The sequence below is a fragment of the Winogradskyella psychrotolerans genome, from assembly GCF_018860565.1.
Lineage (GTDB): Bacteria > Bacteroidota > Bacteroidia > Flavobacteriales > Flavobacteriaceae > Winogradskyella > Winogradskyella damuponensis.
The window spans coordinates 276674-292782 of the sequence record NZ_JAHKPS010000028.1 but is presented as its reverse complement, the minus strand read 5'-3'; the positions used below and the strand labels follow the sequence as shown (position 1 = coordinate 292782).

At 32.7% G+C, this 16109-nt stretch carries 16 protein-coding genes; 15 read left to right on the top strand and 1 reads right to left on the bottom strand.

Annotated elements, in window-relative coordinates; genetic code table 11:
* The first annotated feature begins 96 nt into the window (after positions 1-96).
* The 14 genes from KO504_RS15050 (at position 97) to KO504_RS14985 (ending at position 15019) form a co-directional block, all read left to right on the top strand.
* Complete coding sequence (locus tag KO504_RS15050; RefSeq protein ID WP_215928187.1) at positions 97-963, top strand: DUF58 domain-containing protein; 867 nt, start codon at positions 97-99, stop codon at positions 961-963.
* 92 nt (positions 964-1055) lie between these two features.
* Positions 1056-2705, top strand: coding sequence for a hypothetical protein (locus tag KO504_RS15045; protein ID WP_436840200.1), 1650 nt, complete (start codon positions 1056-1058; stop codon positions 2703-2705).
* Between the two features lie 2 nt (positions 2706-2707).
* Positions 2708-3712, top strand: a complete 1005-nt coding sequence (locus KO504_RS15040; protein ID WP_215928301.1) for a vWA domain-containing protein — start codon at positions 2708-2710, stop codon at positions 3710-3712.
* A complete protein-coding gene (locus KO504_RS15035) occupies positions 3705-4745 on the top strand; it encodes a VWA domain-containing protein (RefSeq protein WP_215928185.1) in 1041 nt (346 codons plus the stop codon). The genes KO504_RS15040 and KO504_RS15035 overlap by 8 nt, the downstream gene beginning before the upstream one ends.
* An 83-nt stretch (positions 4746-4828) precedes the next feature.
* On the top strand, positions 4829-5653 hold the full coding sequence (locus KO504_RS15030) for an aerotolerance regulator BatC (RefSeq protein WP_215928183.1): 825 nt from the start codon (positions 4829-4831) through the stop codon (positions 5651-5653).
* Between the two features lie 72 nt (positions 5654-5725).
* Positions 5726-7495, top strand: coding sequence for a BatD family protein (locus KO504_RS15025; RefSeq protein ID WP_215928177.1), 1770 nt, complete (start codon positions 5726-5728; stop codon positions 7493-7495).
* A gap of 1 nt (position 7496) precedes the next feature.
* The gene (locus tag KO504_RS15020) at positions 7497-8255 is read left to right on the top strand and encodes a tetratricopeptide repeat protein (protein WP_215928175.1); all 759 of its coding nucleotides are present in this window, start codon (positions 7497-7499) and stop codon (positions 8253-8255) included.
* Positions 8256-8303: 48 nt separating this feature from the next.
* The gene (locus tag KO504_RS15015; protein ID WP_215928174.1) at positions 8304-8597 is read left to right on the top strand and encodes a hypothetical protein; all 294 of its coding nucleotides are present in this window, start codon (positions 8304-8306) and stop codon (positions 8595-8597) included.
* Positions 8598-8688: 91 nt separating this feature from the next.
* Positions 8689-10281, top strand: a complete 1593-nt coding sequence (locus tag KO504_RS15010) for a SulP family inorganic anion transporter (RefSeq protein ID WP_215928172.1) — start codon at positions 8689-8691, stop codon at positions 10279-10281.
* Between the two features lie 6 nt (positions 10282-10287).
* A complete protein-coding gene (locus KO504_RS15005; RefSeq protein WP_215928170.1) occupies positions 10288-11088 on the top strand; it encodes a universal stress protein in 801 nt (266 codons plus the stop codon).
* A gap of 39 nt (positions 11089-11127) precedes the next feature.
* On the top strand, positions 11128-11754 hold the full coding sequence (locus KO504_RS15000) for a carbonic anhydrase family protein (RefSeq protein WP_215928168.1): 627 nt from the start codon (positions 11128-11130) through the stop codon (positions 11752-11754).
* A 17-nt stretch (positions 11755-11771) separates the two neighbouring features.
* Positions 11772-12455, top strand: a complete 684-nt coding sequence (locus KO504_RS14995; protein WP_092445514.1) for a DUF2490 domain-containing protein — start codon at positions 11772-11774, stop codon at positions 12453-12455.
* A gap of 68 nt (positions 12456-12523) precedes the next feature.
* Entirely contained in the window at positions 12524-14386 is a 1863-nt protein-coding gene (locus KO504_RS14990; protein WP_215928166.1) for a SulP family inorganic anion transporter, read from the top strand.
* Between the two features lie 6 nt (positions 14387-14392).
* Positions 14393-15019 carry a carbonic anhydrase gene (locus tag KO504_RS14985; RefSeq protein WP_215928164.1) on the top strand — a complete coding sequence of 209 codons (627 nt, stop codon included), beginning with the start codon at positions 14393-14395 and terminating at the stop codon, positions 15017-15019.
* A 30-nt stretch (positions 15020-15049) separates the two neighbouring features.
* On the opposite strand, the gene KO504_RS14980 is transcribed toward KO504_RS14985, so the two are convergent.
* Entirely contained in the window at positions 15050-15562 is a 513-nt protein-coding gene (locus KO504_RS14980) for a CvpA family protein (RefSeq protein ID WP_215928162.1), read from the bottom strand.
* Between the two features lie 186 nt (positions 15563-15748).
* Between KO504_RS14980 and KO504_RS14975 the strand changes: the two genes are divergently transcribed.
* On the top strand, positions 15749-16105 hold the full coding sequence (locus KO504_RS14975) for a hypothetical protein (protein WP_215928160.1): 357 nt from the start codon (positions 15749-15751) through the stop codon (positions 16103-16105).
* The last annotated feature ends 4 nt before the right edge of the window (positions 16106-16109 follow it).

Below are 16109 nucleotides of genomic sequence, written 5' to 3'. Positions count from 1 at the left end.
AGTAGACACCAAACCAGTATTTAGTTGGGAATAACGCATCTAAATTCTGATTTGAAATAACTACTAACTGAAGACTGCATATTGCAAACTGACAAAATGGATACTAAGGAATTACTCAAAAAAGTACGAAAAATAGAGATTAAGACACGTCGTTTGTCTGATCATATATTTGGAGGCGAATATCACTCGACTTTCAAAGGTCGTGGTATGACGTTTTCTGAAGTGCGCCAATACCAATTTGGAGACGATGTTAGAAATATAGATTGGAATGTTACGGCAAGAACCAATCAGCCACATATCAAGGTTTTTGAAGAAGAACGAGAGTTAACTATGATGCTCATGGCAGATGTTTCTGGTAGTGCGCTTTTTGGGACCAAAAATCAGTTTAAAGATGAAATTGTTACGGAAATTGCAGCGACACTAGCGTTTTCAGCTACTCAGAATAATGATAAAATTGGTTTAATTTTATTTTCAGGTGATATTGAACTTTATATTCCACCAAAAAAAGGACGTTCTCATGTGCTTAGAATTATTCGCGAATTATTAGAATTTCAACCCAAAAGCAAACAAACAAACGTTGCAGAAGCTTTTAAGTTTTTGTCTAACGTTATGAAGAAAAAAGCGATTGTTTTTGTGTTGTCTGATTTTATTGCAGATGATTATAAGCAAACCTTAAAAATAGCAGCAGGTAGACACGATATTACAGGTATTAGAGTTTACGATAGACACGAAGAAGAAATTCCTAATATAGGAATGGTGCAAATGGAAGATGAAGAAACTGGTGAATTAATGTTGGTCAATACCGCTTCAAAAAAAGTAAGACTTAATTATGGTGAGTTCTATAACGAAAAAGTAAACTATTTTAAAGATGCGTTTGCAAAATCTGGAGCAGGTGTTATTGATTGTCGAGTTGATGAAAGCTACGTTAAGAAATTATTAGGTTATTTCAAACGAAGAGGATAATGAGTGTAAGGCTTAAGAAGTTGGAAGTTATATTAAACATGAAAAACAGAAATAAAATAATAGTAGATTTAGATAACAAGACCACAAGCTTTATGTTTCAAGCGTCGTGTTTTATGTTATTTTTTCTATGTTCTTTTTTCTCTTCAGCACAAGTTACTTCTGAAATTGACACTACAAAAATCAGAATAGGAGAACAAATTAATTATAAAATTAAGGTTGAGGCAGATTCATTAGCACTGGTTGTGTTTCCTGAAGGACAAACATTTATGCCTTTAGAAAATGTTGAAGCCTTAAAAATAGATACAATTAAAAGAGACGCTAAGTTTTTATTGTCTAGAATTTATAAGCTTACACAGTTTGATTCTGGAGTTTATACCATTCCTAGACAAAAAATAATTATTGATGAAAAACCGTTCTTTACAGATTCTTTAAAGATAGATGTTAACACTATAGAGATAGATACCACTAAGCAAAAACTCTACGATATAAAACCAATTATAGAAGTTGAGGAAAGCGGAAGTAATCGTTGGCAATTAATCTTAGGAATATTGGTGACAATTGCTCTAATTGCATTTTTGTTATATTGGTTTATTTGGAGAAAAAAGCCATTAACCGAAGCAGAAGAAATAGCGTTATTACCACCTTACGATCGTGCAAAATTAGCATTGTCTAAACTCGATGAAAGCCAATATTTAATGCGTTCTGAAGTCAAAGAATATTATTCAGAATTAACTTTCATCATTAGAAAATATTTAGATGAAAAAGTTTATGATAGAGCTTTGGAGAGTACAACGGCAGAGCTTATTAATAGATTAAACTTATTGAAAGATGGAAACCAAATTCCGCTTTCAAAAGAAACTATTTTACATATAGAGTCCATTTTAAAACGTGCCGATTTAGTGAAATTTGCAAAGTCTGCACCTGATACGGCACTTGCCGAAATGGATAAAATAACCATAGACAAGGCTATAGATCATGTAAAAGAAAGTTTACCAGAACCTTCGGAAGAAGAAAAACTATTAGATCAAAAATATAAAGAAGCACAAGAGCGTAAAAAGAAACGCCGAAAAATCTGGATTACCATTGGTATTTCAGTATTCCTAATCATTACTACTTTTATTGGTTTTGGTATAAAATATGGCTTTGGCTATGTTAAAGACACTATTATTGGCCATGAAAGCAAAGAGTTATTAGAAGGTAATTGGGTTGAGAGTGCTTATGGTTTTCCTCCTGTTTTTATAGAGACGCCTAAGGTCTTAAAGCGTGTAGATTCACCCATTCCAGATGAGGCCAAGGATAAGTTAACAATGACCACTTTTGTTTATGGAACAATGTTAGATGTGTTTAGTGTTGCCGTAAATACAACAACACTTAAAGTGCCAAAACAAACACCACAAACAAAAGATACAGAAAACCCAACATTTGATTTGTTAAAAGTTGCAGAGCAAAGCATTAAAGGTTTTGAAGCCAAAGGAGCAACTAATATTACAGTTAAGCAAGATCAATATGTAACACCTAACGGAGCAGAGGGGTTAAAAACATTTGGTACAATGAGTATCAATATTCTTAATACTAACAATATTGTAGAAGCAGAATATATGTTATTGTGCTTTTCAAATGAAAACGTATTGCAACAAATTATTATTACTTGGCCAAAAGAAGATGTTTATGCAGATGAAATGGCTGAGCGTATTATTGATTCCATAGAACTTAAAGCGGAAGAGACAGAAGAAGAGAAATAATGATGTTTGATAATATAGAATTTTTAAATAAAGAATTATTCTGGCTGTTATTGCTTTTGCCAATAGCTGTAGTTTGGTATGTTTTAAAACATAGCCAACAAACGGCTGAGCTAAAAATGTCCAGTATAAAAGGATTTAAAGGATCGTCTACATTTTGGTCAAAATTTAAACACCTACTTTTTGCTTTGCGTTTAATTGCGCTTGCATTGTTAATTACAGCTTTAGCAAGACCAAGAACTGTAGATGTTTCCACAAAAACGAAGACTACTCGTGGTATAGATATCGTTATGGCAATTGATGTCTCGGCAAGTATGCTAGCAAAAGATTTACGGCCTAACCGCTTAGAAGCCTTAAAAGAAGTGGCTGCAGATTTTATTGATGGTCGTCCTAATGATCGAATAGGTTTAGTAGAGTACGCAGGAGAAGCTTATACAAAAACACCAATTACTAGCGATAAATCTATTGTACAACGTTCACTTAGAGATATTAAATACAATACTATTATAGAGGGAGGAACGGCAATAGGTATGGGATTAGGAACTGCTGTTAATCGTTTAAAAGACAGTAGAGCTAAAAGTAAAGTCATTATATTGCTTACAGATGGTGTTAATACGAGTGGAGCAGTAGATCCAAAAACAGCTAGTGTTTTGGCTTTGGAATATGGTATTAAAGTTTATGCTATTGGATTAGGAACGAATGGCATGGCGTTATCACCTATTGCTATAAATCCCAATGGTTCGTTTAGATATGGTCGTCAACAGGTAGAAATTGACGAACCCTTATTAAAAGAAATTGCAGAAGTTACAGGAGGAAAGTACTTTAGAGCTACAAATAATAAGAAATTAGCTGAAATCTATAAGGAGATTAATAAGCTAGAAAAAACAGAAGTTGAAGAAAAGAAATATTACAATTACGAAGAAAAATATAGACCTTTAGTCTTATTTGCAGGATTATTATTATTGATAGAATTATTATTAAGAAATACAATATTTAGAAGCTTTGTTTAAACTCGATGAAAAAATATGGTTTTGGACATTACTGGTTATTCCGGTAATTATTCTGCTGTTTGTATTACTTCAAATTTGGAGGCGTTCTGCGCAGAAAAAATTTGCAGATTCTAATTTATTAAGCCGCTTAAGCCCTAATCAATCTTTGTTTAAAAGTGTTTTAAAAGTGTTTGTACTTTGTGGTGCTTTTGCTTGTTTATCTTTAGCATTAGTTAATCCAAAAATAGGAACAAAACTAGAAACTGTGCGTAGTCAAGGTGTAGATATTGTGTTTGCAGTAGATGTGTCTAAAAGTATGCTTGCAGAAGATATTGCACCAAATCGTTTAGAAAAATCTAAGCAATTGGTCACGCAAATTATTAATAGTCTAGCAAGTGATCGTGTTGGTATTATCGCTTATGCAGGCAAAGCATTTCCGCAATTACCAATCACAACAGATTATGCTTCAGCAAAAATGTTTTTGCAAAACATGAATACAGATATGTTGTCTTCACAAGGTACAGCAATCAGTGAAGCCATTCAATTGGCAAAAACATATTACGATAACGAAGAGCAATCTAATCGTGTACTCATTATTATTTCAGATGGGGAAGATCACGATGGAGAAGCGTTGGACGTTGCAGAAGAAGCTAGTGAGCAAGGGATAAGAATATTAACGGTTGGTGTTGGTAACACTAAAGGAGGTCCAATTCCTATAAAACGAAATGGAGTCATTTTAAATTATAAAAAAGACAATAATGGTGAGACGGTAATTACACGCTTAAACGAAACCACCTTAAAAGATATCGCCACGGAAGCTAATGGTGTTTATATTAATGGAAGCAATACAGCAGAAGTTGTAAAAACCATTAAAGAGCAATTAGATAAAATGGATAAACAAGAATTTGAATCTAAGCAAATTGCAGATTTTAAAGATCAATTTCAGTGGTTTTTGGCTTTCGGAATACTATTGTTATTCATTGATATCTTCTTTTTAGAACGAAAGACAGCATGGTTAAAGAAGTTGAATTTATTTAATGAAGCGTCAATCTAAAATTTTTTAGAATTATTTTAACGCTAAGTATTCAAAGGCTTTAGTAATTTAGTCATTATTAGTACAATAATTAAAACATACACATGAGATTTTATTTGGTACTTATTATACTTTTAATTGGTAGTTTTGGGTTTGCCCAAGATATTGAAGCGCAATTAAAAGCAGAAAAAGAAGCCACTAATTTGGTTTATAAAGCTAATGAGTTAGTTGGAGAAGATAATTATGTTGAAGCCGAAATGGAATATAGAAAAGCCATTTCAGAAGCGCCAAACAAAGCTATTGGGTCGTATAATTTAGCACATACATATTTTAGAAAAGGCAGTTTTGATGAGGCTTTATTTAGAAGTCAAGAAGCAGCTAAAAATGCCGTAACTAAAGACGAAAAACACAGAGCATTCCATAATATTGGTAATATTTTAATGCAGAATAAACAGTGTAAAAATGCTGTTGAAGCTTTTAAAAATGCCCTTAGAAACAATCCAAATGATGAGGAGACACGCTATAATTATGCTTTAGCAAAAGAGTGTGCCAATCAGCAAGAAGATGGTGGTGGTGAAGACGATAAAAAAGACGACAATAAGGAAGACCAACAAGATAAGGAAGACGAGGAGAAGAAGGACGATGAACAAAAGGAGGATAAAGATAAAAAAGACGAAGGAGACCAAGATAAAAAAGATGGTGACAAGGATAAGGATGATGAAGGTAAACCAAAAGATGATAAAAAGGATGATGGTAAAGGAGATAAGGATAAAAAAGATCAAAAGCCTAAACCACAACCAGGACAAATGTCTCCTCAGCAGGTGAGAAATATTTTAGATGCCATGCAAAATCAAGAACAAAAAGTTCAAGAAAAAATGAATGCCGAAAAGCAAAAGGGAGCTAAAGTTAAAACTGAAAAAGATTGGTAAAACGAATTACGATTGTTGAACTACGAATTTTTATTTAATGTAAAGAAACGTAAATCTAAAATCGTCAAAATTATGAATATCAAAAATTATATATCAATAATATTATTAATACTTGCAACAAGTATCGCTTCAGCACAAGTAAAGTTTGAAGCTAAAGTTAGTAAGAAGAAATTAGGTGTTAACGAACGCTTGCGTATCGATTTTGAAATGAACAGGGATGGCGATAATTTTGTGCCACCAAGTTTTGCAGATTTCGATGTGGTTGGTGGACCTAACACATCTATGAGTAATTATTCAAGAAACGGAAAACGATCTTATTCTAAAACTTACAGTTACTTTTTAGCACCAAAAAAACGAGGAAAATTCACAATTAAACAAGCTACTATTGAAATTGATGGAGAAATCTATAAAACGTTTCCTATAACTATTAATGTAACTGCTGCAGTTGATAAACCAAACGGAAATACAACGGCATCAGATATTGCCTCAGAGAATATTCATTTAGTTGCTGAGGTTTCTAAAACGAACCCGTATTTAAATGAAGCCATTACAGTTGTTTACAAGCTATATGTCTCGTTAGAAACAGGTGTAAGTAATTGGCGTGAAAAAGACAATCCTAGATATAACGATTTTTGGAGTCAGAACATAGAAATCAAAGGACTTAATATTCAAAAAGGTGAATACAAAGGAGAAGAATATCGTTATGTAGTTCTCAAAAAAACTGTGCTTTATCCTCAAAAAACAGGAGAATTAAAGTTAGAACCTTTAGTATTAGACATAACAGTAGAAGTACCAACAAATAGACGGGATATCTTTGGACGACCAATGATGAGTAAAGTTCCTAAAATTGTAACTGCTGGCAGTAGAACAATTAATGTAAAACCATTGCCAGAACAAGGGAAACCATCAGATTTTAAAGGAGCTGTTGGAGATTATTCATTTAAAGTATCAACTTCTAAAACACAGTTAAATGCAACAGAATCGCTTCAAGCTAAAATAGAAGTTGCAGGAAAAGGCAATTTGAATTTATTTGAATTACCAAAATTAACCGTCCCAAGTTCTTTAGAAGTTTATGAGCCAGAACACCAAGAAAATGTGCGAACCAATTTAAGCGGAATGCAAGGTCGTATTTCCGATACGTACACCATTGTGCCACAGTACAGAGGAAAATATCCTATACCAAGTATTTCATTTTCATATTTTGATCCAGATACAGAAAGTTATAAACGCATTACATCAGATGAGATTGTTATTGATGTTTTAGAAGGACCAACGGCTGCAATTAGCAACAACGAAAGTTCAACGGAAGGTATAAAACAAACGATAAATCCAAACACTAATACGTTTGCCTTTATAAAAACAACATCTGATTGGTCCAGTATAAAAACAGAACCATTTTTTAAATCTAAAGGATTTTGGTCATTGGTGTTGTTACCTTTTTTAGCGATTCCTCTAGCTATTGTTGTAAGACGAAAGAAAGACGAACGCGATGCAGACGTGCAAGGTAATCGTATAAGAAAAGCAGACCGATTGGCTAAAAAATACTTAAGCGCCGCTAAAAAAACACTTGGACAAAAAGAAGCCTTTTACTTAGCCTTAGAAAAAGCACTTCATAATTATTTAAAAGCAAAATTAAATATTGAAACGAGTGATTTCAATAAAGAAAAAATTGAAAACCTATTAGCAGAGCGGCAAGTAGAAAGTGGTGTTGTTTCAGATTTTATATCCATCTTAGAAAATTGTGAATTGGCACGTTACACACCAATTACACAGGTCACCATGCAGAATGATTATGACAAAGCAGCAAAAACCATTTCATTAATCGATAAGCAACTGAGATAATATGAGAGCTCTAATAATCTTACTTTTATGTTGTTTTAATACCATTGTTTTTTCGCAAAACGATCAAAGTTTTAGTGAAGCCAATGCCTTGTATAATAATGGTAAATATGCCGAAGCCATTGATAAGTATGAATCTATTTTAGATTCAAAACAGCATTCTGCAGCATTGTACTTTAATTTAGGCAATGCCAATTATAAACTTAATAATATTGCTCCAAGCATTTATTATTTTGAAAAAGCATTATTATTAAACCCAAATGATAAGGACATACAGAATAATTTAGCCTTTGCACAAAACATGACAATTGACGCCATTGATAATGTGCCTGTTGTAGGGTTTTCTAGAATTATAAATAATGTTGTGAATACATTTAAAACAGATACTTGGGCAAAAATTACCGTTGGCGGTGTCCTTTTATTTGTAGTTATATTTTTAGCTTATCATTTTTCTTATACGACGTCTAAGAAAAGAATTGCTTTTGTAACGAGTATTATAAGTTTAGGTATTGCTTGCTTTTCTGTAGCAATGGCTTTTCAGAAAGCAGGTTTAGATAAAAAAGACAATCCTGCCATTGTATTTGCTCAAGAAAGTAGAGTGAAAACAGATCCTAACCCCTCAAGTGAAGAAGTGTTTAGGCTACATGAAGGCACCAAAGTACAAGTGTTAGAAACGTATGAAGATTGGAAAAAAATTCAACTTTCTGATAATTCTACAGGCTGGATTCCATCAAATGACATTAAGTTATTGAAGTTTTTTTAGAACTTATTTAACACTCTGTTAAAATCTAAGCTATTATATTTGCGGCTTATGTTTCAAAAATATAAATATAGATCGGCTGTATTTTTTACCATTGTATTAATGGCGCTTATTTCTGCACCCACTATAATTGTATCTTTTGACGACTCTGTTGATGTAACTTGTTTCTATAGTATTACTGAAGAGGAAGAAAATCATGGCGCAAAATTGATTTTCGGAAGCACAAATCAAGATTCTGATAGTGTGTTTGAAGATTATACAAGCACTAATCTAATAGGATATACATTTAAAAACTATCCTAAACCTCACCTTAACCTTATTTCTCCACCACCAGATTTTATTTAATATTTTTTCGCCTGACACGTCATGTGTCCCCCAAAAAAAATATTAAAATCACTATTGAAATCGCTTCAATAGTATAAAATCATTATATCAAATGTTTAAAACATTAAAAAACGACTTGCCTGCAAGTGTCGTTGTATTTTTTGTGGCATTACCTTTATGTTTAGGTATTGCTTTAGCCAGTGGAGCACCTCTTTTCTCTGGTTTAATTGCTGGAATTATTGGAGGAGTTGTAGTTGGAGCCTTAAGTGGTTCTAAGATTGGAGTTAGTGGACCTGCAGCAGGTTTGGCTGCTATTGTATTAACTGCCATAGGAACTTTAGGTGGTTATGAAAACTTTTTAGTTGCTGTAGTATTAGGTGGAGTAATTCAATTGCTTTTTGGTGTTTTAAAAGCCGGAATTATTGGGTATTATTTTCCATCATCAGTAATTAAAGGCATGTTAACAGGTATTGGAATAATCATTATATTAAAGCAAATTCCTCATTTCTTTGGTTATGATGCAGAACCAGAAGGAGCTGATAGTTTTGTTGAGGCTTCTGGAGAAAATACATTTTCTGCTTTACTTAATATTTTCGATAACCTTATACTTGGTTCAATGGTCGTTGGCTTTATTGCCTTAGGTATTTTATTGTTGTGGAGTAATGTCTTAGTTAAAAAAGGTAAGTTTTTTGAAATTATACAAGGACCATTAGTCGCTGTGGTTGTTGGTATTGTTTTTTATATCGTTACACAATCTAATGAGACCCTTGCTATTGCAAATTCACATTTGGTTAGTGTGCCTGTTCCAGATAGTTTTGATTCATTTATTGGGCAATTTAGTTTTCCTAATTTTTCAGCAATTACAAATCCTGAAGTCTGGATTGTAGCATTTACCATTGCACTCGTAGCAAGTTTAGAAACCTTATTGTGTGTAGAAGCAACGGATAAATTAGATCCCGATAAAAACGTAACACCAACAAATAGAGAGTTATTAGCCCAAGGTACAGGTAATATATTATCTGGTTTGGTCGGTGGTTTGCCAATAACGCAAGTAATTGTAAGAAGTTCTGCTAATATTCAATCTGGAGGAAAGAGTAAATTATCTGCCATCTTACATGGGTTTTTACTATTAATTTCGGTTATTTTAATTCCAACTTTATTAAATAAAATTCCTTTATCTGTATTGGCAGCTATTTTATTAATAGTAGGCTATAAATTAGCAAAACCTGCATTGTTTGTGAAAATGTATAAGTTAGGATGGAAACAATCTGTGCCTTTCTTTGTTACGGTTTTTGGAATCGTATTTACAGATCTATTAGTAGGTATTGGTTTAGGTTTGGTCGTTGGTATTATTGTTATTTTATTAAAAAGCTACCAAAACTCTCATTTCTTGCATATTGAAGATCACAGTAATGGAAAACATAAAATTAAGATGGCACTTGCTGAAGAGGTAACTTTCTTTAACAAAGGTGCGATTTTAAAGGAATTAGATAGTTTACCAAGAGACACCTATTTAGAATTTGATGTCACCAAAACAAGATATCTCGATTATGATATTATAGAAATTCTTGAAGATTTTGCCTTTAAAGCCAAAGAGAGAAATATAGATATCAAATTAATTTCAAAACGTGGAATTGTTGAAAATCCACCAAGTTTTATTGAGTTTTTTCAACTGAGACCTAAATCTAGTTTAAGTTTAAGTTAGAACGCTATGAAAAATAATAGATATAAAATCTTAGTACTTTCCGACCTAAAGAAGTCGGAAAGTACATTATTGAAAAGTAGCGTTGGCTTGGCCAAAATGATTGATGGAGAAGTAAAATTGTTTCATGTTAAAAAGCATATAGATATTGTAAAGCGAGAGAATCAATTCTCTGCTATGAGAAGTCTAAATGAAGAACATAACAATACTAAAAAACAAATAGATAACTTAGTTGAAACGGTTTCACATACCTATGGTTTAAATATTAGTGGTAATTATGCTTTTGGAAAAATAAAGGAAGAAATACAGAAACAAATCGAACTTTATAATCCAGATGTTATTGTTTTAGGACAACGAGATGCCTCATCATTTAAGTTATTTGGAGATAGCGTTACCCGTTTTATTCTAAAAAAGTTTAAAGGAATTGTGATGATTGCTTCAAATGAAAATGCCTTAGAACCAGACAAAAAAATGACATTAGCAATGTTAAATAGTTCTCGTAAAATTTTTAATACAGGTCTGTCAAAAGCGTTAATGACACATACAGCAACTCCTTTAAAATCTTTCAAAATTATAAGTAGCCAAAACGAAGAAGCAGAAGCTTTAGATGTTATGGAAGACAAAGTGATTGAGTATAAATTTGAGCAGAATGATAATACTTTAACCACACTATCTTCTTATCTTTTAAAAAGTAATATTAACTTATTGTGTGTAGATAGAAATGAAAAACAAAAGAAAAGCACACAAGAAATGCCTTTACATGAGGTAGTCAATAAGATCAATGTTTCGGTATTAGTTTCAGAAGCATAATCAAACACAAATTTTAATAAACATATAAAAACATATACGATGAAAGCACATACAAAAGAAACACAAGCTACAATGACACCAGAAAAGTCATTGCAATATTTAAAAGAAGGTAATAAAAGATTTCAAGATAATTTAAAAGCTAATCGTAACTTATTAGAGCAAGTAAACGATACTAGTGAGGGACAATTTCCGTTTGCAACGATTTTAAGTTGTATTGATTCTAGAGTGTCAGCAGAATTGGTTTTTGATCAAGGTTTAGGTGATATCTTTAGTGTGCGTATTGCAGGTAATTTTGTCAACGAAGATATTTTAGGAAGCATGGAATTTGCATGTAAATTAGCAGGAACAAAACTTATTGTAGTACTTGGACATACCAGTTGTGGTGCTGTAAAAGGAGCTTGTGATCATGCAGAAATGGGTAATTTAACAAAGTTGATAGAAAAAATTACACCTGCAGTAAATGCCGTTACAGAGCCTAAAGATGAAGATTTACGTACCTCTAAAAATTTAGATTTTGTTGATGAGGTTTCTAAGAAAAACGTTGAATTAACAATAGATAGAATTCATGCAGAGAGTCCAATATTAACAGAAATGGAAAAGAAAGGTGAAATAAAAATTGTTGGTGCTATGTATAATATTAATACTGGTGCAGTAGAGTTTTACTAAAAATAACTTACATATAAATGAGTCGATTTAAATTAAAAAAGACGAGTAAAATAGCAACACTAATCATCGCATTAGTGTTGCCTTTTTTTGCTATGAGTCAAGATAGTAATTTAGGAAATTGGTTAATATACATAGGTAACAAAAAGCTAAATTCTAAATGGAATATTCATAATGAAGTGCAGTATAGAAATTATAATGCCGTTGGTGATTTAGAGCAATTACTACTTAGAACTGGTGTTGGCTATAATTTATCTGATAATAATGATAATATTTTATTAGGATACGGTTATATCTTGTCAGAAAATTACATAGATGATACTGATGATAAAACCGCTGTAAATGAGCATCGAATTTTTCAGCAATTTACAACGAAACAAAAGGTTGGTAAAGTGGGTTTAAGTCATCGCTATAGATTTGAGCAGCGATTTGTTGAAGATGATTTTAAAATGCGTTTTAGATATTTCTTAGGTGTAAAAATACCACTTCAATATAAAGAAGAAGCTAAGAACCCTTTATACGTATCCTTGTATAATGAAATCTTTTTAAATACTGAGTCTTCTGTTTTTGATAGAAACCGCGTATTTGGTGGTATTGGTTATACATTTTCGGATAATTTAAGACTAGAGCTAGGATATATGAATCAGTTTTTTGAAACCTCAGGAAGGGATCAAATAAATATTATTGCTTTTGTTAATTTCTAACAAAACTTTGTGAAAGGGTTTCGGTTTAAGTAAAAATTAGACTATTTTAATCCAATAATTATCGAACTATGAAGAAATTATTTTCAAATATTAAAGGTGATGCATTTGGTGGCATTACTGCAGGAATTGTTGCTTTGCCATTGGCTTTAGCATTTGGAGTGTCTTCAGGTTTAGGTCCAGAAGCAGGTTTATATGGAGCCATATTTATAAGTTTCTTTGCTGCTCTTTTTGGCGGTACTGCAACTCAAATTTCGGGTCCAACAGCACCAATGACAGCTGTGAGCATGGTCATTATTGCTGGTATTGTGGCAGCCAATGATGGTAGTGTAGAAAAAGCCTTACCAGCAATATTAACGGTGTTTCTTCTAGCAGGTCTTATACAAATTGGACTGGGGTTTTTAGGCTTGGGAAAATATATAAGATACATTCCTTATCCTGTAGTTTCTGGATTTATGACGGCCATCGGAGTCATTATTTTATTGACCCAAATATTACCTTCAATTGGGTACTACCCAAAAGAAGATGCAGAGTTTGTAGCACAATTTAAGCCGCAAGCTGAAGAGGTTATACTAGAAAATATTTTAAAAGAAGAAGCTGGTGAAGGCATTTTAGTACTTGAAAATTTTAAAGAAACTATTGACCGTGCACAGCAGATTACACCAGAACAAATTTTAAATGAATCACAAACATTAGCGGCTAAAGAAGCATCTGGTACCGTAGGAGCTATTAAAGTATTACCTAGAGCATTAAAGCACATTAATTGGTTAGAACTTATGCTAGCTTTAGGAACAATTATTATAATCTATGGTTTTAAACGTATTACCACCGCGATTCCAAGTACTTTGGTAGCTTTAGTTGTGGTCTCGGGAATTGCCTATGGATTTAATTTAGGTTATCGTCCTATCTCAGAAATCCCAGGTGGCATTCCTATTCCTAGATTAGAAATGTTCACTAATTTTAGTTTAGGGAGCATTACTCCGTACATTTTTACAGCGCTTACTTTATCCTTATTAGGAGCCATAGATTCTCTATTAACTAGTGTCGTTGCTGATAATATGACCAAAACCAAACACAAACCTAATAAAGAATTAGTTGGTCAGGGTATTGGTAATAGTATTGCGGCTATATTTGGAGGCATTCCAGGAGCAGGAGCAACCATTAGAACGGTCGTTAATATTAATGCCGGAGGAAAAACCAAGTTATCTGGTATGATTGCAGGTATAATGTTATTATTAATAATGTTGGCATTGAGTGATGTGGCATCAAAAATTCCTGCTGCCGTTTTAGCCGGAATATTAATAACAGTAGGCATTGGTGTTATGGATTATAGAGGTCTTAAAGCGATACCAAGTTTACCAAGAGATATCAAATTTGGACCTGTAAGATTAAGTTCTGAAGTCTTAATTATGCTGGTCGTATTACTTTTATCTACATTTTGGGATTTAATTTATGCTGTAGGTATTGGTTTGGTTATCGCATCGCTTATGTTTATGAAAAAAATAGGAGATCTAACAGCAGAACGCAGCGATGTTAAATCATTAAAAGAAGAAGCTTGGGATGACGAAGGTAATTTCCCTTCAGCATTAAAAGAAGAAGTTTTTATTAAGCATCTTAAAGGTCCTTTATTCTTTGGATCTACAAGTGATTTTCAGGCATTAACTGAGCAAATTCCCGATACGGCAAAAACCGTGATTTTAAGGTTAGGTCGTATGCAATATATGGATCAATCAGGTCTGTATGCTATGGAAGATATGCTTCAAGATTTAAAAAAGAAAGATGTAAGAGTCTTGTTTGTAGGTTTGCTTAAACAACCACGTTACATGATGGAGCGCATAGGTATCATTCCAGAATTTATTCCAAATGAACATATTTTCAAAGATTTTAAAATGTGCCTGCAATGGATTAAATCTCATGTGAAAGATGTACATTAGAACACTATGGATTTAGAGAATGTATTTAAAAATAACAGTGATTGGATAAAAGCCAAATTGGCCGTTGATCCTAAATATTTTGAGACATTAGGAGAAGGACAAAGTCCTGAATTATTATACATAGGATGTTCGGACAGTAGAGTTACGGCAGAAGATCTCATGGGTCTAGGTCCTGGCGAAGTCTTTGTACATAGAAATATTGCAAATATGGTGGTGGGTACCGATGCCAATGCGATGTCTGTGGTTAATTATGCGGTAACGCAATTAAAAGTGAACCATGTGGTGGTTTGCGGTCATTATGCCTGTGGTGGTGTTAAAGCCGCCATGCTATCAGCGGATTTAGGTGTATTAAACGGTTGGTTAAGAAATATTAGAGATGTATATAGAATGCATCGTAAAGAACTAAACGCTATAGTAAATGAAGATAAAAAGTACGATCGTTTAGTAGAACTTAATGTACAAGAACAATGTGTTAATTTAATTAAAACAGCTGCCGTACAAAAAGCCTATAGAGATAGAGGTTTAAAAGTTCACGGATGGGTGTTTGATGTGCATACAGGAAAACTCATCGATTTAAAAATAGACTTTGAAAAGTATCTCAAGGATATTATGGAAATCTATCATTTAGATTAATACAATAAAGCCACTTGAAAGCGTGTTTTTTTACGCGTCTTCTTCAGTGTTTTCTTCTGATTCGCTTTTAATAATAGTTGGAAAAATCATGGGTGCTAACGATTTTACAGGTTCGTAAAGCATACTTTTTTCTAAATCTTCTTTTTCCATAAACGGCAATGTATTATTCATTTTATGAAAGACACCCAAGAGTACACTAAGGATTAATCCAATTTTAAGTGCACCAAAAACGGCTCCTGCCAATTTATTAATAATACCTAAAGCGGCAAAATCTGCCAGTTTTGTTAATGCTTTTCCTGCTAATCCTATTGCTAAGACAATTACAACAAAAGTAATAGCAAAGGCTACAATGTTAATGGTTTTTTCATTCCAATCTACCTTAGCTTCTAAAAAACCAGAAGCAAAATAGCTAAAGTGAATGGCGCCATAAACACCCAAAACTAGAGCAACTAAAGAGGCGACTTCTACAAAAAGACCTTTAAATAAGCCACGTACAAATCCAAATAGTAAAAGGGCAGCCAAAATAATATCAATAATACTCATACAACTAGCGGTTTAAACAAAAGTACATGAATTTTGCCATTTTAATATAATAACGCAAATGAAGATGCTTTAGTTTCTTAACTTTGAAAACTTAAAGAATTTGAACTCGAAATAGGAATTCGAAATTTTTAAATAAAAAAAGAATTTTAATAATTAATAAGATTCCCTTTTTTATGGGAAGTGATCATGGCAAGAGACGAACAATTAAAGGAACGATGGGATTTGTTAGTAGAAAAACTATCAAATCAATTTGCTGATGGAGATATTTTAGATCTTGATGCTATTATATACCTCATTGGCGTACAAGAATTAGGACAACTACATCGCGAGTATAAAAAAAACCAAAAACTCGATTTAATGCATATCGCTATTTGTAAGGTTTTAGAACCTTATGGTTTTTATGAATTCGATTATGTAGATGACGATGGTTGGCCTCATTACAAGGTATTAGCACAGTTACCTCATTTAAAAGCCGGTGAGCAAAGTATATTGATGAAAGAAGCGATTGTGAATTACTTTCTAGAGTTAAATTATATTGAATAATTTT

Excerpts from the sequence above, each read along its gene's own strand:
- KO504_RS15050 (WP_215928187.1), top strand. The coding sequence starts at position 97 with ATGGATACTAAGGAATTACTCAAAAAAGTACGAAAAATAGAGATTAAG.
- KO504_RS15045 (WP_436840200.1), top strand. The coding sequence starts at position 1,056 with ATGTTTCAAGCGTCGTGTTTTATGTTATTTTTTCTATGTTCTTTTTTC.
- KO504_RS15040 (WP_215928301.1), top strand. The coding sequence starts at position 2,708 with ATGTTTGATAATATAGAATTTTTAAATAAAGAATTATTCTGGCTGTTA.
- KO504_RS15030 (WP_215928183.1), top strand. The coding sequence starts at position 4,829 with ATGAGATTTTATTTGGTACTTATTATACTTTTAATTGGTAGTTTTGGG.
- KO504_RS15025 (WP_215928177.1), top strand. The coding sequence starts at position 5,726 with ATGAATATCAAAAATTATATATCAATAATATTATTAATACTTGCAACA.
- KO504_RS15020 (WP_215928175.1), top strand. The coding sequence starts at position 7,497 with ATGAGAGCTCTAATAATCTTACTTTTATGTTGTTTTAATACCATTGTT.
- KO504_RS15015 (WP_215928174.1), top strand. The coding sequence starts at position 8,304 with ATGTTTCAAAAATATAAATATAGATCGGCTGTATTTTTTACCATTGTA.
- KO504_RS15010 (WP_215928172.1), top strand. The coding sequence starts at position 8,689 with ATGTTTAAAACATTAAAAAACGACTTGCCTGCAAGTGTCGTTGTATTT.
- KO504_RS15005 (WP_215928170.1), top strand. The coding sequence starts at position 10,288 with ATGAAAAATAATAGATATAAAATCTTAGTACTTTCCGACCTAAAGAAG.
- KO504_RS15000 (WP_215928168.1), top strand. The coding sequence starts at position 11,128 with ATGAAAGCACATACAAAAGAAACACAAGCTACAATGACACCAGAAAAG.
- KO504_RS14995 (WP_092445514.1), top strand. The coding sequence starts at position 11,772 with ATGAGTCGATTTAAATTAAAAAAGACGAGTAAAATAGCAACACTAATC.
- KO504_RS14990 (WP_215928166.1), top strand. The coding sequence starts at position 12,524 with ATGAAGAAATTATTTTCAAATATTAAAGGTGATGCATTTGGTGGCATT.
- KO504_RS14985 (WP_215928164.1), top strand. The coding sequence starts at position 14,393 with ATGGATTTAGAGAATGTATTTAAAAATAACAGTGATTGGATAAAAGCC.
- KO504_RS14980 (WP_215928162.1), bottom strand. The coding sequence starts at position 15,562 with ATGAGTATTATTGATATTATTTTGGCTGCCCTTTTACTATTTGGATTT.
- KO504_RS14975 (WP_215928160.1), top strand. The coding sequence starts at position 15,749 with ATGGCAAGAGACGAACAATTAAAGGAACGATGGGATTTGTTAGTAGAA.